The sequence below is a fragment of the Photorhabdus cinerea genome, from assembly GCF_011189575.1.
GTDB classification, from domain to species: domain Bacteria; phylum Pseudomonadota; class Gammaproteobacteria; order Enterobacterales; family Enterobacteriaceae; genus Photorhabdus; species Photorhabdus cinerea.
This window is the reverse complement of the sequence record NZ_PUJW01000025.1, coordinates 1-23,180: the sequence shown is the minus strand read 5'-3', so window position 1 is coordinate 23,180 and position 23,180 is coordinate 1. Positions and strand designations below refer to the sequence as shown.

General features: G+C 41.2%; 13 protein-coding genes. 5 read left to right on the top strand and 8 right to left on the bottom strand.

The features are described 5' to 3' along the window. Window positions 1-75 precede the first annotated feature (75 nt). From C5469_RS18665 to C5469_RS18655, 3 genes are read right to left on the bottom strand one after another with little or no spacing between them, the layout of a single operon-like run. On the bottom strand, window positions 76-465 hold the full coding sequence (locus tag C5469_RS18665; protein WP_166309840.1) for a nuclear transport factor 2 family protein: 390 nt from the start codon (window positions 463-465) through the stop codon (window positions 76-78). 9 nt (window positions 466-474) lie between these two features. Next, window positions 475-4,869 carry a non-ribosomal peptide synthetase family protein gene (locus C5469_RS18660; protein ID WP_166309792.1) on the bottom strand — a complete coding sequence of 1,465 codons (4,395 nt, stop codon included), beginning with the start codon at window positions 4,867-4,869 and terminating at the stop codon, window positions 475-477. Next, complete coding sequence (locus tag C5469_RS18655; RefSeq protein WP_166309790.1) at window positions 4,859-6,697, bottom strand: non-ribosomal peptide synthetase; 1,839 nt, start codon at window positions 6,695-6,697, stop codon at window positions 4,859-4,861. The genes C5469_RS18660 and C5469_RS18655 overlap by 11 nt, the downstream gene beginning before the upstream one ends. Window positions 6,698-7,527: 830 nt before the next feature. Between C5469_RS18655 and C5469_RS23750 the strand changes: the two genes are divergently transcribed. The 4 genes from C5469_RS23750 to C5469_RS18635 are packed head-to-tail and all read left to right on the top strand — an operon-like array spanning window position 7,528 to window position 11,291. Continuing rightward, window positions 7,528-7,725 carry a 3-deoxy-7-phosphoheptulonate synthase gene (locus C5469_RS23750; RefSeq protein WP_339414581.1) on the top strand — a complete coding sequence of 66 codons (198 nt, stop codon included), beginning with the start codon at window positions 7,528-7,530 and terminating at the stop codon, window positions 7,723-7,725. Between the two features lie 51 nt (window positions 7,726-7,776). Then, window positions 7,777-8,562 (top strand): SDR family NAD(P)-dependent oxidoreductase, encoded by a 786-nt coding sequence (locus C5469_RS18645; RefSeq protein WP_166309788.1) that lies wholly within the window; start codon window positions 7,777-7,779, stop codon window positions 8,560-8,562. A gap of 25 nt (window positions 8,563-8,587) precedes the next feature. After that, a complete protein-coding gene (locus tag C5469_RS18640; RefSeq protein WP_166309786.1) occupies window positions 8,588-9,220 on the top strand; it encodes an isochorismatase family protein in 633 nt (210 codons plus the stop codon). Between the two features lie 49 nt (window positions 9,221-9,269). Then, on the top strand, window positions 9,270-11,291 hold the full coding sequence (locus C5469_RS18635; RefSeq protein ID WP_166309784.1) for a chorismate-binding protein: 2,022 nt from the start codon (window positions 9,270-9,272) through the stop codon (window positions 11,289-11,291). A gap of 315 nt (window positions 11,292-11,606) precedes the next feature. Here C5469_RS18635 and C5469_RS18630 read toward each other — a convergent pair whose 3' ends face one another. The 3 genes from C5469_RS18630 to C5469_RS18620 form a co-directional block, all read right to left on the bottom strand. After that, complete coding sequence (locus C5469_RS18630) at window positions 11,607-13,865, bottom strand: ATP-binding cassette domain-containing protein (RefSeq protein WP_339414579.1); 2,259 nt, start codon at window positions 13,863-13,865, stop codon at window positions 11,607-11,609. 5 nt (window positions 13,866-13,870) lie between these two features. Further along, window positions 13,871-15,115, bottom strand: a complete 1,245-nt coding sequence (locus tag C5469_RS18625) for a multidrug effflux MFS transporter (RefSeq protein ID WP_166309782.1) — start codon at window positions 15,113-15,115, stop codon at window positions 13,871-13,873. Between the two features lie 367 nt (window positions 15,116-15,482). After that, window positions 15,483-15,836: a hypothetical protein gene (locus C5469_RS18620; protein ID WP_166309780.1), complete on the bottom strand. Its 354-nt coding sequence runs from the start codon at window positions 15,834-15,836 to the stop codon at window positions 15,483-15,485. A gap of 191 nt (window positions 15,837-16,027) precedes the next feature. Here C5469_RS18620 and C5469_RS18615 point away from each other — a divergent pair, with 191 nt between their 5' ends. Further along, window positions 16,028-16,576 (top strand): RNA 2'-phosphotransferase, encoded by a 549-nt coding sequence (locus tag C5469_RS18615; protein WP_166309778.1) that lies wholly within the window; start codon window positions 16,028-16,030, stop codon window positions 16,574-16,576. Here the strand turns inward: C5469_RS18615 and C5469_RS18610 are convergent. Together C5469_RS18610 and C5469_RS18605 are read right to left on the bottom strand one after the other, a co-directional pair. Continuing rightward, window positions 16,557-16,955 (bottom strand): DUF6960 family protein, encoded by a 399-nt coding sequence (locus C5469_RS18610; protein WP_166309776.1) that lies wholly within the window; start codon window positions 16,953-16,955, stop codon window positions 16,557-16,559. The two genes, C5469_RS18615 and C5469_RS18610, sit on opposite strands and share 20 nt — an antisense overlap. Further along, window positions 16,945-23,180, bottom strand: a 6,236-nt coding sequence (locus C5469_RS18605) for a two-partner secretion domain-containing protein (protein WP_242689527.1), incomplete at its 5' end; no start/stop codon positions are given. The genes C5469_RS18610 and C5469_RS18605, both read right to left, overlap by 11 nt.

Below are 23,180 nucleotides of genomic sequence, written 5' to 3'. Positions count from 1 at the left end.
TTTATAAAGAAAAGTGATTTTTTATAGAACAGGCTTATAAATATTTGCTTAATTTACGATTAAAAACAGCCAAAATTAAGAGAAAATGGTTGCTCGATTAAGAACATCCTCATAGTCATGTAATTCTTTGATCCTACCGTTGTTCAATTTAAATACATTAATATATAAACAATAAAAGTCTTTTTTATCTGGCAAGGTCTTACCATTCAGTCGATATTCAACGATAAAAATATCAGGATTATCTGTAGAGTACAGTTCTACATCCTGAACAGAAGTAAAAATCAGAGGTGCCTGACCAAAACTTGCTGAATAATGCTCAAGTATCTGTGACTGGCTCTCAATTGTATCGCGACTGGTACGAAATGGTAACCTCAGAATGCCATCGTTACAAAATAGAGCAGCAAGTTTTGTTGGTGATTTTTCCAAAACTGCTTCTATATATTTATCGAACACAGCTTTAAACATCATTTCTCCTTAGTGTCTTACATATTGTTTGCTTTCAGGGTTATATGACCGTATGATTTCTTTATTCATAAAATAAGAAATTAGTTTTGAGAAAGTTTTTACATTAATATCTGGAAAATCGAGACCTAGGACTTTAATGGCTTCGCGTGTACTTCGGTTGTTATAGGTATTATTGCCAATATTCAAAGCATTTTCTTTAAAAAGGTGGATCAGTGATCCCAGAGCCACGTCATCGCCATTGACAACCATCTGTTCGAGTTTTTCTAACCATGCTGATTCAGAAACCGTTGTGATGTCATACTCTGTTTGTGTAATAGCCAGATATGCTGGGGTAAAATCTGTGCCTTTCGGATGAAATAAATGGAAGTTTTGATGCTCATGTATCTTATTAGAGGCTGATAATGCCACAATGGCCTGACTGACGAAATCAACTGGCAATAGATCAGTAGTTAGCAATTCAGGGTATGGTGCAATTCCCATTTGGATAAAGCTTTTAATTTGTAGCCATAAAAAATCATCTTCTTGACATGCACCGGTCATACTGTCACCTGATATACGCCCTATCCGATAAATATTGATATCAACACCTTGATATCGGGCCTGCTGTACATACTGTTCAGCTACCCATTTACTTTGAGTATAACCGATAGATAGTGAGTTCGGATAGTCAGGGAGACTATCTTCTGTTATTGGTTGTTTGGGATAGTCCGGTGCAAAGACAGTAATAGTAGAAATATACTCCAGCTTCTTACGCTCATGGTGACAGCAAAAATTAATGACTTCCACGATACCATCGACATTCGCTCCCTTAACAGAACTGTATGGGAGAACAAAATTAATATGGGCAGCTGCGTGATATATTTTAGATACTCTTTCTGATAATGATTGGTATTCTGCCTCTGTTAGATCAAATTTCGCTTTGGCAATATCCCCCACCACAATTTCAACACGTGAAAAATCAATGTCATGATCGATGCCATAGCAATGAGCATTTTTTATTATACGGCTCAATCCGGCATTGCTATCTATGGCCCTGACTAAACAAATGACTCTACCCGTAATTTGTTGCAGTAAAGCCCGAAGCAGATAGATACCTAAAAAACCGGTAGCACCTGTGAGTAATACATCACTACTCATTGATGGATTTAATTGGAGCGTATACGTCCAATCATGCTGGATGAAAGCATCGTTAATAAATGTATTCTTTATTTCATCATCTGATTTTTTGTCGTTATTCAGATACATTTCAACCGAATCAGCCATATCACGTAAGGTAGCTGCATTAAATAGTGATTTAATCGGAAAATCGACATTAAATTCTTTGCGTAGTAAATATACTAGCTGTGTTGCTAACAACGAATGCCCTCCGATATTGAAAAAATTATCTCCTGGGTTAATCGCCCGATTCGGAAAAACTTTTTGCCAGAGTAATTTTACTGTTTGTTCGGTTGAAGTCAGAACCTCTTCAATGTCGTTTTTTTCAACATTATCCGACATTTTAGTTATTTCAATGTGATGCAGTGCTTTTCGATCAATTTTACCACTGGGAGTAGTTGGAAGATCAGGCAAAAATATGAACTCATTTGGAACCATATAATCTGGTAGATAGCTGCGTAACCTAGTTAACAATTCAACGCGTTCTAATGGTTCAGTTGTGATTATGAAAGCCACCAGCATTTTGTTACCTGCTGATATTTCCTTTCCAATGACTGCGGATACTTTTACACCATCCAATGAATTGATAACTGCTTCTATTCCTGATGGTTCAATGCGGAATCCTCGGATTTTTAACTGGTTATCCAAACGACCAAGATATGTAAATGAGTTATCGGATTTTAGTTTTATTAGATCACCAGATTTATAAGCATGTTGGCTCAGTGTACCTAGCCAGTTTCCGGTTAAAAATCGTGCTTGAGTTTCATGATCTTTGTTGTGATAACCTGGAGAAAGAAAATCACTGATAATCCAAAGTTCACCTGCGACACCAGCTGGAACTATACGTCTGTGTTCATCTAATATAAGCATTGTAAATCCGGGTAGTGGATACCCTATTGATGCGCTGTCTCCCCACGAAGATATATCTGCCGGCATGACATAAGCAGAACAAACATGACTCTCTGAAGGACCATAAAGGTTAATCAGTCTTCGGTTGGTATTAAACATATGTTTAATATCAGAAGTAAGAACCAGCTGTTCACCTGTTGAGTAAACTTCATCAAGCATTGATAGTTGAGCTTTATTCGTGGCTGTTAATTGAGCCAAATGTTGAAGTGCCACATAGGGAAAATATGCCCGGCGGATCTCGTTTAACTCAATGATACTTTGTAAATGATGTAGATCCTTACGTTCCTCTTCATCTGCAATATATAATTTTCCGCCAGTACATAAAGTGCCAAATATTTCCTGTACAGAAACATCGAAAGATAAAGACATATAATGAAGTGTGCAATCACCTTCAACGCAAATAGTGATCTCTTTTTGCCATGTAAGAAGATTGGACAGTGTCTTATTTAGTAAACGCACTCCTTTGGGTTGTCCTGTTGAACCGGAAGTGTAGATGACATATAGCTCATCTTCTGGCTTCCGTTGCACTGATTGCCAGTTAACATCCCGTATAAATACCGTTTCATCTAATAACACAATTTTATGGATGGTCGCAGATAATGTTGTGACAAACTCACTGGTGGTTATGATACAATCCACCGCTGCGTCCCGGAGCATATATTCAACACGTTCTTGGGGATAATTGGGGTCAATGGGAACATAAGATGCGCCTGTTTTCAAAACGGCTAGCAAAGCGGCAATAGAATCTTCATTTCGGTTTAGCAATAAACCTACTCGTGAACCCGCACTGATTGTATGATTTGTATACATGAATTCAGCTAGCTGGTTGGCGCGATGATTTAACCATCCATAAGTCCAGTGACCGTGACGTGTTATTAATGCAATACTGTTCGAATGAATTTTTGCATATTCTTCTATCTCACCAATAAAACATGGGTTGTTCATATCAGCTAATGGAGTACTTGAACGATTTACGATGTATAGTTGTTCATCTTGAGTGAGTATTTCAACTTCACCTAAAGTCTTTTCACCCCACTCTCCCATATATAAAACTGTTTGTCTATATAGCTCCAGCCAATATTGGATGGTGTTGCCTCTAAATAGTTCGGCATTAAATTCCATAATTAACTGATGAGATATACCCGTTTCAACAAATAGGGTTAAATCATATTTAGCGGATTGAATATACTGCTCGGTGACCTTTATTGAGTAAGGGAAATCCTGTAATGCACCATTGATAGTATCGAGATTGACAAGTAATGTTTGAAACACGGGGTTATCTAAGCCGAAGTTCTGGCCTGTATTTGCAACAATCTCAGTAAACGGTAATTGCTTATTTAAGTGTGCTTGAATAAAGCAATTACGGACTGATACTGCAAACTGATTCACTGTACTACTTGAATCTAAATGAGATCTAAATGGTAAAGTATTAACCAAATATCCCACAGTTTCTTCAAATTCACTGTTATCCCTCAGCGTAAAAGGAATACCAATTGTGATATCTTTTTGACCAGATAAACGATACAGCAAAAACTGCCAGCACATGGTCATATACATGAAAGGAGTCATTGCAAGATTTTTTGCCTGCTGAGATATTTTCAATGCGTCATCATGGCTAAGTTGTAAATTCCGATAACCTGCTTTGGTTCCTTTGCACTCCTTTCTGGGGTAATCAGTTGGGAGATCTATCATAGAAGGGTACGGAGTAAGTATTTCCTTCCAATAGTCTTTCATGGTGGAAATTTCAGGTTTATCTAATTGCTCTTTTTGCCATTGAGTGAACTCCAAATAATCAGCACTGATTTTCAGATAATTAAACTCTCTGTTTTCAACTAAATGAGCATAACATTCGAGAATATTCTTTATAAAAATAGTCACTGATGGCGCATCAACGATAATATGATGAAAACAACACGCCAACCAACATCGTTTTAATTCCCCTGTTATTAAACAGATATCGAATAACGGTCCTTTTGCCAAATCATATTGTTTTGACGCCATTTGTTGAATAATTTTTTCTGGATGATTCGCCTCGGTGATAGCTTTGTGCATAATATGAATATGATAGGGTTGTTCTATAACTTGATAAAGCTGATCTTGATGAAATGTAAAGTGTGTGCGTAAAACAGGAGTGACTTCAGCAAATTGAGTAACAGCCTTTTCCAGTAAACTATGATCTAACTGAGTCCCCACTTCTATAAGTAATGGGATGTTGTAGCTTTCGGGTTGACTCAGTACCTGATCAAGTAACCATAACCCTTTTTGCCCTTGTGTACTGGGTATATATGTTCTGTTATCCCATGTATCCTTTACTGATTTGTTCAATGATTCATTGCCCATTTTTTCTCTCCAAGTCGTTTTTTCCAAACTTAGCTGCTAATTTTTTGACACTATCCACTGAAAACACATCGGCAGATGAAACATGAATACCAAGTGTTTTACTGACAAGAGAGGCTAATTTGATTAGATGAAGGGAATTTGTCCCCTGTTCCCAAAACGAAGTTGCTGGATCAGGATTCTTATAACCCGTTATCTCCTCCCATATTGAGAGAATTTTTGATTCTACGTTATCATCTTGTTGTTTGTGCATTCCATCAGCAATAAGCTGAGCCATTTTATTTCGGTCGCGTTTACCATTTTTATTCATTGGCAAGGAATTAACCTGTGTAAACCGTTCTGGAACCATGTATGATGGCAGTCTTGAATTCATAAATTCTCGAAGATTGGTGTTGGATAGAGAGCCTGATTTATTCAGATAACAGGCATGTAACAGAGGTTCATTATCTGTCTGCTCTATAGTGACAATGACATCTTCTATTTGAGGATGCGAACGTAGCGTATGTTCCACTCCGGTGATTTCGACCCTGAAACCACGAATTTTGCACATGTGGTTGGTGCGTCCTAGTAATGTAAAATTACCGGATTTATCTCTTTTAGCTTGATCATTAGTACGGTAATAACGCTCGTGATTACCATTAATATCCAACCAGACAAAACACTCATTGGTTAATTCAGGATCTGAATATCCTACTGCAAGCCCTGCACCGCTGATGTAAAGTTCCCCAGGTATATCCGGAGCACAAATTTCTAAATTATCATCTAGTACGACCATATTGACGAGAGGTAATGGGCAACCAATAGGAACTGGCGAATTAGCATCAAATATTTCATCGGGTAACACCTGATAAACAGAAGTGAGAGCTGAATTTTCCGTACATCCCATTCCATTGAATATTCGCCCTTTACCTGCTTTCGCGGCAGTTGAAAACAGCCTGGGGTTAATAAAATCACCTGAAACAATGACACAATCAGGTTTATGTAAAGTATCTGGAGAAACTTCTACAAATAACCGGAATAGTCCGCCGGATAAGAAAAGAATAGAAATATGCTGATGACTAATGATGTCATCTAGTTCTTCTAAATCGGGGACGTCTTTTGGATAAATAACTAGTGTGGCTCCGGTCAGAAGACTTATCCAAATTTCATTAGCACTTGCAGCAAATGACGGCTCTGCAAGCTGTAAATAACGGTCATTATCTGTGTTACCTAACTGGCTGATAGGGGTTGCAAGACGAGTTAAACCACAATGGCGAATAATCACACTCTTAGGTTTACCTGTTGAGCCTGACGTCAACAATATCATGGCTGGGTCTGTCACAACTAACATTTCGGACATGGATTCAAATTCTATTGGTATACAATTTAAATCTCTGGCTTGAGAAAAAAGTTTTTCTACAGAAATAAACAGGAAATTTATTTTTAGATAATTTAATTTTGAACTATTTTTTTTAAATTTAGATGGCTCGAAGTGATCAGTATCTGAAATCAGTAAACTAACGTCAGCAGCCTTGATACAATCTGCTATATACTGTTTTGAAATATTATTAAATGAATTACTTAATGGAACAATAACAGCTCCTAACCTTATTATTGCTATCAGCGTCAGATATAATTCAAGACTACGAGTTATATTAATTGCTACTTTATCTCCCTTTTTTACTCCCATTTTTTGTAAAACAAACGCCACTTGGGCTGATTGTTCCCAAAGTTCACGATACGATAATTTTTTTGAATGAAATATTAACGCTATTTTATTAGGATATTTATTTACTATTTCACACAAAACGCTTGGTATAGTACTCAATTGTTCAACCTGTTTTTGAATCATGCAGGAATCCTTCTCATACTTAATATGAATTAAAGTAGCTAAGATATAATGAAATACCCCAATGTGAGTAGGGTATATCTTAAAACTATCAGTTTACACCATAGGTGGCGGAGAATTAGACCCTAAGAGCTAATAGTTTAGTTTTTTAAAGATATATTTAAACAATATATATTTAAACAATATATGTTCATTTGGGTTTGTTTCTATCTATTGTCTGAGGTGTTAATGAATCGAAGTCTACAATGTAATCTTAAAACCAGTCAAATGATTTCCAAAATAAAAAACCATCTACTAAAGTAATTAGGTTAGTAATTAACGTACTGAAAGTGGAAGAATAAAATAATATTTCTTTGAGTATCATCTCTATCTATAATTTAAATTGTTTGAAATCAATTCATTATAATTTTTTATATAATAATTTTGTTTTAATGGTTGACAAGGTGTGGGTAAGTTATGGATGATTCATATCATCAAGTCGGTGATTATTTATATGTATATTCATAAAAACTACTAATATAAAACAACTGTATGGCATGAATGAGTAAATAACGATCAATTCAAGTGATAAAAAGCTACCTTGATGCGATGTCATAAAAAAGAACTATTAAATTTACCGCCATTGATTAATCATAAAAATTTTACGTATCTTTGTAAGCAATTGGAAAAAGTTTGGTTAGACAAAGTGGTAATAATTCAAATTTTGGTGATTGTGCTGAACGAATTATTGCATGTGACCAGCAATCGGTTACTCCGAAAATCGATTTTTTACATAATTTATCAGAAATTTTTTCTACTTTATTGAATAAAACTGTGATCACAGTTGGTCGTATATTGCGGGTCAATATGCAAAACCGCGTTCTAATGCAATTGAAAAATACCAAAATATAACATTACCAGTATGGCGCGGCGACTGTATAAATAGCCCGGAACCTGTTTTGGCTGAAGATATCGTCGAATGTTTTGGTTGCGGATTCAATCCTAAAGAGTCCGAATTATCAAACATTATAATGCAGCCCACGATTAAATAAAATACAGGCAATTGAACTAATTAAACTATGGACAATTGATCAGGAAATGTTATGACATTTGACAAAAAGTATGTTGCAGTTATTACCGGTGCATGTGGTGGTATCGGAAAAGCCATCGCTAAACGATTGGCGATGGAAGGAGTAATTTTAGCACTTATTGATAAACAGGCTGATGTTTTGCAATCTCTGGTGAACAAACTCAGCCATGAATATTCTCAACCAATTATCGGTTTTTCTGTGGACGTTACCGAACCTCAACAAGTTGGTAGCGCATTTCTTGCGATCAGAAATCAACTTGGACCAATCGGCTATTTGGTGAATGGTGCTGGTGTATTACATCACGGTTCTGTTGAAAATACAGATATTGATGCATGGAATCATATCGTTGCTGTTAATGCGACGGGGGTATTCAACGTCAGTAAAGCTGCTGCCAGTTATATGACGGAGCAAAAAAAAGGTAGCATCGTGACTGTTGCTTCAAATGCCGCACGAGTACCTCGGGCAACGATGGCAGCATATTGTGCTTCAAAAGCGGCAGCCCAAGCCTTTACATATGCACTTGGGTTAGAGGTAGCCCCATTGGGAATCCGGTGTAATGTTGTGGCTCCTGGTTCAACAGATACACCAATGCTACGCAGTATGTGGGAAAATGAAAATGATAAAAGTCGCACATTGGACGGTGATCCAGAGCAATTTCGTATCGGTATCCCTCTACGCAAGATTGCCACATCAGATGAAATTGCCGCAGCTGTTTGTTTCTATCTAAGTGAAGAATCTAGTCAAACTACGTTGTCAACTTTATTGGTGGATGGTGGTGCTGCATTAGGTAGCTGTTAGTACATAGCAAACAAAGAGATACAAAATGGAAAAAATATTATCGTACCCATTACCTAAATATACAGATTTGCCCAAATCGGCAGCAAATTGGCTTCCAGATCGGCATCGCACCGCTTTATTGATCCATGATATGCAAAAATACTTTGTGGATTTTTTTGAAACCGAAGCCAGTCCGATAAATAGTGTCATCAGAAACACCCATACACTATTGAGTATTGCTAGAAATTTTAATATCCCTGTATTTTATACTGCTCAACCCGGTAGTATGACTCCAGCACAACGGGGATTATTAAAAATAATATGGGGTGAAGGCATGAAAGCAAAAGATGAACATCGGGAAATTATTCCACTCCTGACCCCTATTAAAGATGAAACTGTACTGACTAAATGGCGTTACAGTGCGTTCTTCAAATCTAATCTGCTACACCATTTAAGGGATTTGAACCGCAATCAACTGATCATTTGTGGTGTGTATGCACATATAGGATGTCTGGCCACCGCTATTGATGCTTACTCACATGATATCGAGACCTTCTTTATATCAGATGCTGTGGCAGATTTTTCAGAGGAAAAACACCGCATAGCGTTGAATATGGCGGCAGAAATATGCTCTGTAGTGGCATCAACAGAGCAAATCATTGCAAATCTAAAAAAATAATACATCGGGAGACTAAAGATCCTGATAAAACAGATTATAAGGGGAAATAATGTCGCTGAAAGAATTACCACAAAGAGAGCTGAAATCAAATGATGCAAAAAATCTCTTTAGCCGTTTAGTTAAGACAAATAAACCTTTTGCATGTATTTATCGCCCATTATCTGATGCTAAAGACTCTTTTTTATTATTTGAGGGGGAAATAAAATACAGCCATTCACTCTCAGAACTAGAGCCAATTTCGTTGGAGCCAACTCTTTCATTGAAATCAGACGATTTCGGTACGATGGATATAACACTTTCTGGAGAACTGAGTGCTTCTCAATTAATTATTATTCCATTTAATCAAATCGCTGAAAAAGGGTTTGCATGCCATAACGACAACGAACCTATCATTATCATGAGCATCGAAACACAAACTCGTTATCAGATAAATAACTGGGGGATTATTGAGGATAGTAAGCCAATAAAAGCGTCTAATATACATTTCGATATCACAGATAAAAATTACAGCCAGGTGGTGGAACATGTGATCAACGATGAGATTAATGCTGGAGAAGGCAGTAATTTTGTTATGTCGAGAAGTTTAGAAGGTGATATTGAAGACTTTTCATTGGAGAATGCCCTTTCGCTATTTAATCGATTATTGATAAACGAAAGTGGTTCTTATTGGACGTGGATTGTTTATACTGGAGAACGCTATCTTATCGGCAGTAGTCCAGAGCAACATATTCTAGTGGATGGTAAAGATGTTGCCATGAACCCAATAAGTGGTACGTTAAAATATCCAGAAAAAGGAATAGAACAGGCTTTATACCATTTTATTAACAACAAAAAGGAACAGAATGAGCTCTTCATGGTCGTTGATGAGGAGCTAAAAATGATGAGCCGTATATGTGACAGTGATATTACGGTAACTGGTCCTCAATTAAAAATGATGTCTCGGGTTGCACATACGGAATATTTTATCCGTGGTTCAACATCACAGACAATTCAAACTATCCTGAAAGAGTCATTGTTCGCACCAACTGTGACCGGAAGCCCTGTGGAAAATGCATCTCAAGTCATTAAACGCTGGGAAAATCGTGGTCGTGGGTATTACAGTGGTGTTATCGGAATGATTGGCGTTAAGAATAACCAACGTTATCTGGATTCTGCTATCTTAATCCGAGCTGCTGATATTACGAAAAATGGGCATTTCCGATTGACATCAGGGGCAACAATTGTTCGTGATTCAGTTCCAGAAAATGAAGCTGAAGAAACCAAAGCAAAATTGAGTGGTTTAATGAGTTCTTTTTTTGAGGAGAAAAAAAGTATTAATCTAACCAATAATATCCATTTATCTGAACATGTGTTGAGTAATATCACTACAATATTACGGCAACGAAATCAGAAAGTGTCTTCCTTCTGGTTAGGGAATTCTAAAAAAATTGCATTAACAACCAGTTCCCTCCCCTCCATTACACTCATTGATATGGAAGACTTGTTTACTGAGATGATTGCTCACCAACTACGTTATATAGGACATGATGTGACGATAGTTTCATGGTTTGAGTCTGGTATGCGTTTGCCTCAATTAATGAATACAGGTAAAACAGATATCCTTTTTATTGGTCCAGGGCCAGGAAACCCAAACGCTGTTAATCATGACAAGATGGTAATGGGACGGACACTGATTACAAATCGTTTAAAACAAAATTTACCACTAATTGGAACCTGTCTGGGACATCAACTTATTTGTGCTGAATTTGGTTTGCCCATCAAACGGCTTCCCAAAACACGGCAAGGAATGCAGTATAAAATAGCTATTGATAGTATGACCTGCTATGTAGGGTTTTATAATAGTTTTGCCGCGATGCACAAATTACCACACTGGTTTACGCCAAAATACAATCGATTGGTTTATCTTGAACGATTAGGTAAAAGTGAAATTATTGCTTTGAAATCTAATAATGTGGCATCAATACAGTTTCATAACGAGTCTTTTTTAACTACTGATGCATTTCCTATTTATAACTGGATGATTAATAATGCTATAGGTTACACAGATAAGCAGGGTGTGAACATACTTTGATTAATATTTGGATTTAAAATGTCAATATTGTTCTTTAACTCTTTGGTTTACTATAAAATCCTAAAAAATTATTTAATTAAATTTCGTTCGATATAAACATTATTAAAGTTGGTTTTTAAGAAATAATCGTCTTTAAAAAATGGCTAAAATAGTGTGCTAGCGCCCTGCGCAGATAAGGAACTGCAAATCAATACATTATAAAGTAACGTATTACTTATAGGATGTTGTTGGGACAATTGATGTGGTATGCGAATAATACACTTGGTTGTCCCCACTGAACCAATTAACGCTTTACTTTTTTGTTGGTTTTATTTATCAGCAATGCTGACGTAAGTAATTCGCAGTCAATGAATTACCCTTTTCAAACATCGTTTGTGGTGTGCCACTGAACATTACCTGTCCACCAGCAGTCCCCGCACCTTCGCCTAAATCAATCACCCAATCCGCTTCTGCAATAACTTTTATGTTATGTTCAATGATCAGAACAGAATTTCCCTGTTCGACAAGGCGACGAAACAACGTCATAAGTATCGTTACATCTGAAGGATGAAGTCCGGTTGTTGGTTCATCAAAAATATACACGTCACTTTCATTATTAAGGTAAGATGCCAGTTTCAGTCTTTGGCACTCTCCCCCAGACAGATGGTCAAGCGATTCACTAAGGCGCATATAGCCTAACCCAACATTCCGAATATTCTCTAATGTTAGCTGGATCTGGTTGTCTCCCGCGAAAAAATTTGACGCCTCCGTAATACTCATATCCATAAGCTCAACAATCGTTTTACCTCTGTATTTATAATTCAGGGATTGTTGATTGAATTTTTGTCCTTGGCAAGCATCGCAAGGTAAGGTTACTGAATCCATAAAAGCCAAATCAGTTTCAATGACACCCAATCCTTTACATTCAGGGCACGCTCCTTTGGCATTTGGCGAAAACCACGATTTATCCACCTTATTAGCCAAGGCAAAACGTTCCCTGATATGTTCAAAAATACCGCTCCACGATGCAATATGAGAACGTTTCGAGGTGTGAATAGGTTTTTGGTCGATAACGACAGCATTGGCACATTTCGGGACAACCTCTCCCATAATCAGGGAGCTTTTTCCTGAGCCTGCTACACCACTGATCACGAGCATTATCCCCAATGGAATGTCGATAGAGATCCCTTTAAGATTATGTAGCGTTGCGTTTTTAACAGGGATATAACTAATCGGTTTTCTTGGGTTTCGGTTGAGCGGGATTGTCTGAGAAAGATATTTTCCTGTTAATGTTTCAGAAGTTAGCAACCCGTTCAGATTTCCCTGATAAGTGATCGTTCCACCGTTATCACCTGCGCCGGGACCTAAATCAATCACATGATCTGCGATTTTAATAACATCGGGATCATGTTCGACCACTAAAATAGTGTTGCCTTTATCACGCAGCTGCTGGATCAGCGTATTCAGTTTTGTAATATCAGCTGGATGTAAACCGGAACTAGGTTCATCAATAATATAAGTCATTCCAGTGAGGCTACTGCCTAAATGTCTCACCATTTTTAGCCGTTGGGACTCTCCACCTGATAATGTTGCCGTCGGGCGGTTAAGATTCAGATAATCCAAACCAACAGAACACATTGATACTAAACGTTCTTTTAAGGCATCAATCAGCGTATTAACAGAAGGGATATTTAGTGTTGCTATAAACTGATTCAACTCAATAATCGGCATATTAATACAATCGCCGATACTGTTGCCCTGAATTAAACACGATAGTATATGTTTATTAAGCCGCTGACCATAGCAGGCAGGACACTGTTTTATTGAAACAATTTTCTGAAATTCTTCACTTTTGTACTCTTTGTTGTTTTTCACAAGATAATTGCGCGTGAATCTGGGAATGATCCCTTCAAATCGAGCCGATTTAGGCCAACCTGAGGATGGATTTTCTGGAGTAATATTATCCGCATACAGTAAAATCTGGCGTTCTTCGGCAGAGTAATCGGCAATTTTCTTATTATTATCAAACAAACCAGAGTGAGTATACCGACGCCATCGCCAGGTGCCTGGTGCAAATGTGGTATATTCAATTGCACCGTCATTCAGCGATTTGTTTTCATTCACCAGCTTATTAACATCTATTGTGCTGGTAATGCCCAATCCTTCGCAATGTGGACACATTCCTGACGGATGATTGAAAGAAAAAATGTTGGAATACCCGATGAACGGAGTGCCTATTCGGGAAAATAAGAGGCGCAGTAAGGTATAAATATCTGATGCTGTACCAACCGTTGAACGGACATTTTCACCAATACGCTTTTGGTTGATGATAATTGCGGTAGTGAGGTTATTTATTTCATCCACATCCGGTTGACTATAGTATGGTAACCGATGCTGTATATAAGGTGGAAAAGTGTCATTAAGTTGTCGTTGGGATTCCGCTGCAATTGTATCAAATACCAAAGAGCTTTTACCTGAACCAGAAACACCGGTAAATACTGTGATGACATTTTTAGGAATACGTAAATCAATTCCTTTAAGATTATTTTGCCTGGCACCAAGAATTTCAATCGTGTTTTGTTTATGACCCCTCACTTCATTTATCTCCTTACACATACTAATATTAAGGAAAATAGAGTCATAATCCCACATCCGATTAATACAATAGATACAGGAAACAGAGATACAGATTTGCCAAGACCAGTTAAAAATGCCGTCAAAGAAGCTGTTCCAAACTGAAGGGCACCAAGGACAGCAGAGCCTGCCCCCCTTAAATCAGGAACCGCTGTTAATGCTAAACTGGCTGCATTGCCGAAAATTAACGCCATCGTAAACATAAGCATCATGAAAATGGCCGTAGTTAACTCAAGTTGATAAACACTGAGATAATTTACAATCAGTAACAAACAAGATAAGACAAAAGTTGTTACAACACCAACTATGACAAGCCTTTTAGCGCCGATCCGTTCAACCCATCGGGCACTCAATATGCTGCTGAACATCATAATTCCGGCATTAATTGCGAACACAACAGAAAAAAATCCTGGGGTGAAATTAAACATGGACTGGTATATAAAAGGTGATGCTGAAATGTAGGCAAACAGTGCTCCAAAGGTGGCTGAGAATACTAACGTATATCCCATATAGACTCTATTTCTGAACAGTTTGAAAAACTGTTTAACTAAACTGTTCTTAATCCCGCTATATGCTGATTTATTTGGCAAACTTTCTGGCACATAAGCAAACGTTAAGACGGTGAGTATCAGTGAAATAACCGTTAAAAAGACAAATACAACTGGCCACGGAAAATGTGCAGCAATGCCTCCTATCAATGGCGCAATTATCGGCGCTACACCTTGTATCGCTAACATCAGATTGAAATAGTATGCGGCTTTGTTACCAAAACTAAGGTCAGAAACAATGGCTCGTGTCAAGACAATACCTGATGCACCACCAGCACCTTGAAAAAAACGGCTAATGGTTAACATCTCAATACTTGAAGAAAATGAACAAGCAATTGATGCTACAGTTAGCAAAACCATACCGCCTAATAGAAGGTTTCTCCTACCAATCACATCCGACCAAGGGCCAATAATTAATTGTCCAATCGCGAGGCCAAACATAAATGACGTTAGACTTAATTGAACACCAGCTTGAGTTGTGGTTAGTGCGTGAGACATAGCGGGAAATAAAGGGAGGTACATGTCAGTCGAAAGAGCGCCAATAGCACTCAACATTCCCAGAACCAAAACAAGTTTGAATCCCAGCACACCTTTTTGGTAAGACAAAACATTCAAATCTAAGCAATTGTCATTTAGTATATTTTCTGATTTTTTCACTGTCATTCATCTCATATAATAAATATGTCATGAAGACTGTAGCACCATAGAAAAATGATTTCCATTTAGAAATCATTTTTCTTGTTTGCTTGGTGTTACTATTGAACGTGCTATGTTTTCGATAGTAAAGCTTTGTTTCAAGGCGGGGTGTTGAGAGGAAACCGGGTTGTATTACCGATTAAAATCGGCAATTTGATAGGTTTCGGTGGGTAATTAACGCATTCACGTTGCTTAGGATGACTTGATAGAGTGAAGTAACCATGATCGAAAATAACAACAGCATTTTCTCCCAGACACGCAAGGTGTCCTTTTGCACAGCCTCTTATTATTATGATTAATAAAATCAATATCATACAATACTGAGTTCAGTACATCATAGAGGCAGCTTATCGTGGCATATCGGCACGAAATCAGTACTAAGACTGATAACGTCTCCGGCTTGTTTACACACCGCCGGTGACTGCTGACAAAAGGCTTGCTTTTTCTCCTCGTAGGTTTTGAGTGTGCCTGACTTTTCTTTCTCTGCGGCGGACAGAAGATGAGCCAGCGAATTATAGACAATCACTATTTCACCGGTATTGGCACTACTGTTCGCACCTTCTGCGCTGTTGGTTGCAATGGCCCCCGCAACGCCGCCAAGGATTTTACCACCGGCCTGAATTGCCATTGGGTCGCTAAAGGTTTCATCCAATGTTATTGCAGCCAGTTCTGTGGCCAACGCACCCACTGCTGCCCCTTTGGCATCCCCGCCGCATGGCTAATCGCTTTACCCGGTACCCCCAGAATCTGACCATTATCTCCAATCAGCCGGGCCCCTTCGGCATTTATCTGGCATAGTGAACTTCACTCCCGAATGTTATATGTTTGTCTAACATTCGGGGGGCAGTTGATCTGATGGGTCGGGGTAGAGGAAAAAGTATGAGTAAGCAACTTGATAAAACGAGTAAATTTTTAAGCTATGTTTTACGGCATCAACCCGAAGCGATAAAGCTAACTCTTGAGCAAGACGGCTGGGTTAATATTGATAAACTGGTATCTCATGCTAATCAACATGGTGAATCACTTAATAAGGAACTCATTGAACAAGTTGTTGCTACCAGTGATAAGAGGCGTTTTACGATTTCGGAAGACGGAGTAAAAATCCGTGCAGCACAAGGCCATTCAACTCAGCAAGTTCAGATTAAACATATTGAACAGACACCGCCTGAGTTTTTATATCATGGTACAACAACACGGTTTCTTGATTCTATTAAGATTCAAGGATTAGTTACAGGCTCTCGTCATTATGTCCACTTATCCAATGACGAACAGATCGCTATGTCAGTTGGTCAAAGACACGGTAAACCGGTTGTGCTTAAAATAAAAGCCCTGTTGATGTCTCAACAAGGCTTTAAGTTCTATTTAGCCGACAATGGCGTTTGGCTGACGAAGGAAGTTCCTGCTGAGTTTATTCTTGAACTGGAATAAGTTCATCTTCCGCATAACGTCTGGATGATTTTTTACCATTAAAAGATAAATAGTAGATTGGTTCATCATTTTTATGATGCCATCCTATATTTAATATAGTACCTCTTTTATCTAGCGAAGAGGCAACTTTTACGTTGTCTCCCACCATAAAATGAACTTCTCTGACTGGTTTAAACAAATCAGGTTTAACTCTAAAAGAATAATCTCCATAATTTAATCTAATAAACTTCCCACATTGTTCTGAACAATAGAAAACTTTTCCATGCAAAATAAGTTTTCTTACACGTTCTAAATCATCTGGATAGATCAAATTAACATCATCCTCATCAAACCAAGGATATAGTCCCCACGTTCCTTTTAAATCTAAACTATTTATCATATGGTTTATACCCCTGAAAATCTTTACTAAAATATTTATCTGGTAATTTACCAAAAGCATCTTTAGCAGCATCTAAAGAACCTGAGCCTGGTTTATAGTGACCCGAAGCATTATCTATAGAGTAAATTTTACCTGCTCTAATTTCGACTATTCCAGCCCCTAAAACTAGTGGATCTTTACCACCAATTAAAGTTGGATGTGGCATTCTCTCACCACTACGAGTACCAATAATTACATTCCCTTTTGGGTCAACAATATACATAAATTGACCATTCATATTTTTGCTACCAATTCTTCCTGAATCAGTTAAAAGCCCGGTTATACTCTGAGCTGTAGGATTATTTTTATAAATACCATTAACTAAAACACCACCTGCCTCATCCGCTGCTTTAGTCGCTGGATCTACTGACCATTTCTGAACTGATTGAGCCGTCGTCCCCTTTCCAGCATATAACTTCTCATTTTCAATCAAGCGAGTTACGGCATGGGTATCAGGTTTAACATTGCTTAACAGCGGTTTTGAGGCATGACTCAATTCTTCTGCCAGATTCTTCGTACCTTCTTTGGTGTTACCTAATACTTTTACCGTTCCAGCAGCCAAAACACCGGTCCCAACAGCCGCCTCCGGCGCAACCGTATCCGCAACAAAAATTCCCACATTGTTCAGGCACAGTGCCGGATTGGTTTTACAGCCTTCAAGCGCAACGCGTCCTGCCGTTGCCATTTCAGCCGAGCCGGCAATCAGTATATGACCGCCATAAACCAGCGCATAGCCGCCTGCTGCCACTGCGGTGACGGCAATCGCTGCATCCCGCCGTGCAATGACGCGCTCTTCCGCCGCTTTATCCCCTTTTTCTGCTGCTAAGATATCCTTTTGATTATCTACCGATAACTGAGACAGCATATGCTCAGTCATGTTATTACGGTAGACAAGCTCGGCGCTGTTCGCTGCACTGTAAGCGCCTTCCGGGGTATGGCTAATCAGGGCACCTGATAACGCCCCGATAAATTTAGCTGTCTGAGCCTTGGCTTCATTACCAGTCAGCGCTTCCTGAAGTTTATGAATTTGTCGCTCTGTTTCATTCTTATACGCAGGTTCAAATAGTCGGCTTTCCATTGTAATGGCCGCTAATTCAGCCGCCAGAGCACCCACTGCCGCCCCTTTGGCATCCCCACCACCAATTTCCGCCGCCAGCGCAGACACCGCCGCATGGCTAATCGCTTTACCCGGTACCCCCAGAATTTCCCTGTTATCCCCAATCAGCCGGGCCCCTTCGGCATTAATCTGGTTTCCCACATTGTTCAACAACGCAGTTTGCAAATTGTCCGTAAAACTGCCGCCATTTATGGCCGTACCGATTATTGAGCTGACGATGGAATGCGCCGCAACACGCTGGGCTACCTGACTCCAGTTATGATGACTCAATAAGGGAAGTTGCGCTTTTATCGGATCGACAACGGCTTTTCCCTCCACTAATTTTCTCCAGCCCATCGTGTGGTCTAATCCCCCTAATGTGCCACCCACCGCGATTTGGGTCACGAGGGAGTTGACGGAATCACGTTTCGCTAAGGTTGCCAGTGTCTGGGTGAGATTGCCTTTGTTTTCAACTAAGGCGACCGCCGCCTGCGAGGTCAGCCCGATCATGCCGCCATAAGCCGCCCCATAAACCGCGCTCGCCGTAGCTCCGGTGGCCCCTGTCGCCCCCACGGCACCACTTCCCGCCCAGGCCGCCAGACCCGAACCCGCCGTGACCGCAGCAACTGCAATCGCTATTACGGCACCCGCCACGGGGTTTAAGCTTTCGCTTTTTTTGTCCCAGCTACGGTAAGCGTCCTTAACGAGATCCCACTGAACATCGTTGCGGTCTCGGAGATTTTTCAACCATTCGGTACCGGGGGTGTTACCAAGTCTCACTAACGTGTCTTCCAGTAACTGTCCGTCTTTCACTTTCACATCCGCACTGATACCGGCTGCCGCCTCCACGGTCAGTGTTCCGCCAACCTGCACGGACGGGATGGCCCAGGTCGTCTCACTGTGGCCTTTATCGTGGTGCGTAATGAAAAAGCCTTTTGATGTCGTGATGGTCTGCTCAACATCCGTATTGGGCATGGCCCGGAAGTTCACTTTCCCGGTCTGGCTGGTGATTTTCGCGTTTTTCTGGGTGTCGAGCCGGCTCGCTTCCAGTGTCACGTCATCTTTTGCCATCAGGGTAATATCCCCACCGGCAGTCAATTCCGTGACTTTGTTGGTATTCTTGATTTGTGTTTTATGTTCTGTTTTAGAACCAAATACTTTACACGATTTTATGGACCCCAAGCCTTTACAGCTTTTCCGCGTTTCTTCACTTTTATAGGTTTCTTCCATGGCTTGCGCATAGAGAAAGCCGCCGGTTGCCGCGATATCTATCACACCTTTAGCCATGAGTTCTGTTGCCTGGAATAAAATACTGCCCTGAGCGTGGAGCGTTAATGCCCCGCCACTCTTCAGCCGGCTGGCGTGTTGCGTAAAGCGGCCAATATTTCCCTCGCGGATAAATTCTTGTAATGATTCAAAACGCACATTCCCGCCCGCTGAAAGCCGCATATCCCTGCCGGATGTCAGGCGGGTGCTGGATGTCAGCAGGTTGCCTGCCGCCGCTAAGGTGAGGTTTTGCGCGGCGTTGATGGCGCCGGTGGCATACAGGTAGTGTTTATCGCCATCATTAACCGGCGAATATTTTTGGGCAGAGAAAATGAAGTCCCGGCCAGCGTTAACCGACACATTTCCCTGCGTCGAGGTTAATCTGGCAATCTTACCAACGATATCGCCCCCCGCACTGAGTTGCAGGTCATCACCTGCGGTGATTTGTGTGCCTAATTCGGATAAATAAAACAGACTGTCTGACGCCTGCTGCGTATTGGGACGAGACATATCGATATCGTGACCCGCACTGAGCGTGACTTGTTGCCCGGCATTGATCCGCGCTCTCTGCAAAACTAAATCCTGGCCCGCAAACAGATGAATATGGCCCGCCGCGTTCAATTGACTTTGGTAGGCATTCAGGTGACGGCCCGCACTGAATGTCAGATGACGGGATTTAGCTAACTGGATACCGGCGAGATCCAGATCGCGGCCCGCGGAAATCCGCAAATGATTATCCGCCGAAATGGTGGGTAATGATGCCTCAAACTGTCTCCATCCCAGTTGGATGTCGCCTTCACGCACCAGTAGCTCAACATTTTCCCCCTTCAACTCAGCTTGAAAGGCATCAATCTCTTTACCCGCCATCAGGGTCAGATTTTTCTTTGCCGCCAGTTTGCTGTTGTTAACATCAATTTGACATTCGCCGATAACGGACAGGTCATTTTCCGCCTTGAGGTGCCCCATGCCGGTAATGTCACCGGCATGCAGCAGAATATTTTTAGCTGAGATTAACGCGCTCCCGCTGAATTGATGAATAAAGTCAGCCACCACATTCAGAGCGGCTGAAAGTTTACCGTCCATCCCGTTGTTAAAGTCGTGACCGGTTAAGATAAGATTTTTCTTCGCATGAAACTGGCTTTGACTGTTATCCAGCGTTGTCGCATTGATATAAGCGTTCATTCCCGCAGCGACGTTGGCCTTCCAGGCATTATTTAATGTTTGGGTGCGAATAATAATATCGCCGTTATGGGTTTTCAGCGTCGCTGAAGTGTTGTCAATCCCGGTGCTGAGGTGACCGCTCGCGTCTTTTTGCACCCAGAGATGATGACTGGCCTGAATCAGTCCCCGATTCTGATTATATAAACGGTCAATAAACAACCGTATATTACCGTCTGCGATAATCTTAGCCATGTTGTTCAGCGTGTTCGCTGCCAGCGTGATATCTTTCCCGGCCTGCACCTGACTCTGTTCCGCCGTTTTAATGCCCTGACTGCTCACGGTGATGTCTGTTTTGGCCTGTATATTGCCCAGCGTTATCTCGCCATCAACGGTCAAACGGATGTCGCCCTGCGTGGCGGTCAGGTGGGTCAGGTTAACTGCCTTACCCGGCTCGGTACTCAACAGACGGAGTTTACCGGCAGACATGCCCCCCGATGGTTGGACATCAATCGCTTTCCAGGGGGTATCACCTTCTCCTGTAATCGGAACCAGGGTGCCGCGTTTGACATCAATCCGGTTGGGTCCTTGTGCCAGTGTCAGGTTTTTTGCCCGGACTTTGCCGTTAAACAGGGCGGCCCGGCTGATAATATCGACATCATCCTGCGCCGTGGCATCCAGCCCCTTTTTATCAAAGGTGATGGTGCCTTTTTTCACGTCTAAAGCCGCTAACGCGCCCGCTTTATCAAACACCGGTTTCCCGGTGGATAAGGTGACCGCCGAGGTATTCACAAAGCCACAGCCGTTACAGGTCATGCCGTTCGGATTGGCAATGAATACACGGGCTTTTTGCCCCACCACTTCCAGCAGGCCCTGTAGATTTGAGGCCACCGTCCCCACCACTTCATGAATAATCAACTCAGCCGATTGACCATTGAAGTGAGGGTTTGCCCCAATGGGTCCCGCCAGTACGGATTGGGTCGCCTCGGTAGCATTATTGAACACCAGCCCGGAAGCCCCAACATTAAACGCCTGATAACGGTTATGTGAAACACCGCGGGAATTTGGTGCCGCAATATGGAGAATAGGCAGGTTGTTTCTCACGGCAATCCGCGCGCGTTTATCCGCCAGTTGAATCCCGGGTAGGCCCCCGGCTATGTCTGGGATATTGAGGGTCAGTTGGGGGGCATGGCCTAATGCGAGGTCAATCAACGCCGAAGTCACCGGGGTATATTTCCCGCCAGCTAAGTGCAGTGCGGCGCTATTTTGGGCGACCACGGTCGTCCCTTCTGCCGATAATGTTGTCTCCGTCATCTTGCTGCCGGCAATCAGGGTTAAATGGTTGCCGGCGGTGACGTTACCCACATCAAGCGAATCACCACTGGTCAGGGTAATATCTTTCCCGGCGGTCAGGGAAATACCCTTTAAATTTATCCCTCCACCCGCGTGAAGATTAATATTCTCATCCGCGGCCAAACGCTGATTAATATCAATCCACTCATTACTCGCCACAAAGATATTTTTCGCCCGGTTAATTAGGGTATCTACAATATTAATATGACCATCGGCGATAATGCGTAATAGGTTATCAGCAGAAAGCGTGGTTAATGCCCTTATTCCTTCCGAGGTATAGTCGTCTCCAGAGACAACAAAAAGCGGCCCTCGGCTGGCAAGCAAGGTCACATCACGACCGGAGATATCATAGCCATTCACATCAAGATGTGACTTTCCATCCAGCATGACATGGTTCCCGGCTTTTAAATTTCCTTGACCTAAATAGATTGTTTCTGCGTCAACGATTAAGTTTTGTTCTGCCCTCATTGACGCACGACTCACTAAATCTCCGGCAGTTAGAGCAATGTTTTTCCCGGTGATTAACGCCAGATCAGTGGATTTCTTTCCCGCTTTAAAATGTTCTTTATCAAAATTAAAACTAAATCCCTCTTTAAATACCGCGGTTAAATCCCCACCGGCGCTGAGTTTACCGAAGATATTCCCCTGATGGTCTTTTATCGCTTCCGCTGAAAAATTTTTGCCGGTCAGGGTGAGATTTTGCGCGGCGCTTAACTCACCCACATTGTTTATCTCGTCAGCGGTAATGCGACTGCTTTTCCCCGCGGTAATGATGGGGTGACTTTGCCGGGTTGCGTTGACGTTATCCAGTTTGGCCGCTTTCAGGGTGATATCTCCCCCCGCCCGGATTTGGCCTTGATTGTGGAGGGTGTCGGTGGTCAACATCAGATGTTGACCCACCTGCACATGACTTTTTGCTATTGTTTCAATGGCTTTGCTGTTGATGTGAAGGTCTGTTTTGGCCTGTATCTCCCCCAGAATAATTTTACCCTCAGCAGTTAAACGGATAGCGTCCTGCGCTGTGGTCAGATTAGTGAGATTAACCCCGACGCCATCCTCAGTCGCCACCAGCCGGATTTTATTCGCGTACATGCCGCCTAAGGCTTTGGTATCCACGGCTAATTGCGGTTTAGCCCCTTCGCCAGCGACAGGTTTCACTGTGCCGTCTTTCAGGTTGATGCGGTTAGCGCCCTGCGTCAGCGACAGGGTGTTCGCCTGAATTTTGCCATTTAATTCCGTTGCCCGGCTGAGGATATCGACATAATCCGTCGCCTTACCGTCCAGTCCTTTGTCACCAATGGTGATCTGGCCTT

Excerpts from the sequence above, each read along its gene's own strand:
- C5469_RS18665 (WP_166309840.1), bottom strand. The coding sequence starts at position 465 with ATGTTTAAAGCTGTGTTCGATAAATATATAGAAGCAGTTTTGGAAAAA.
- C5469_RS18660 (WP_166309792.1), bottom strand. The coding sequence starts at position 4,869 with ATGGGCAATGAATCATTGAACAAATCAGTAAAGGATACATGGGATAAC.
- C5469_RS18655 (WP_166309790.1), bottom strand. The coding sequence starts at position 6,697 with ATGATTCAAAAACAGGTTGAACAATTGAGTACTATACCAAGCGTTTTG.
- C5469_RS18645 (WP_166309788.1), top strand. The coding sequence starts at position 7,777 with ATGACATTTGACAAAAAGTATGTTGCAGTTATTACCGGTGCATGTGGT.
- C5469_RS18640 (WP_166309786.1), top strand. The coding sequence starts at position 8,588 with ATGGAAAAAATATTATCGTACCCATTACCTAAATATACAGATTTGCCC.
- C5469_RS18635 (WP_166309784.1), top strand. The coding sequence starts at position 9,270 with ATGTCGCTGAAAGAATTACCACAAAGAGAGCTGAAATCAAATGATGCA.
- C5469_RS18625 (WP_166309782.1), bottom strand. The coding sequence starts at position 15,115 with ATGACAGTGAAAAAATCAGAAAATATACTAAATGACAATTGCTTAGAT.
- C5469_RS18615 (WP_166309778.1), top strand. The coding sequence starts at position 16,028 with ATGAGTAAGCAACTTGATAAAACGAGTAAATTTTTAAGCTATGTTTTA.
- C5469_RS18610 (WP_166309776.1), bottom strand. The coding sequence starts at position 16,955 with ATGATAAATAGTTTAGATTTAAAAGGAACGTGGGGACTATATCCTTGG.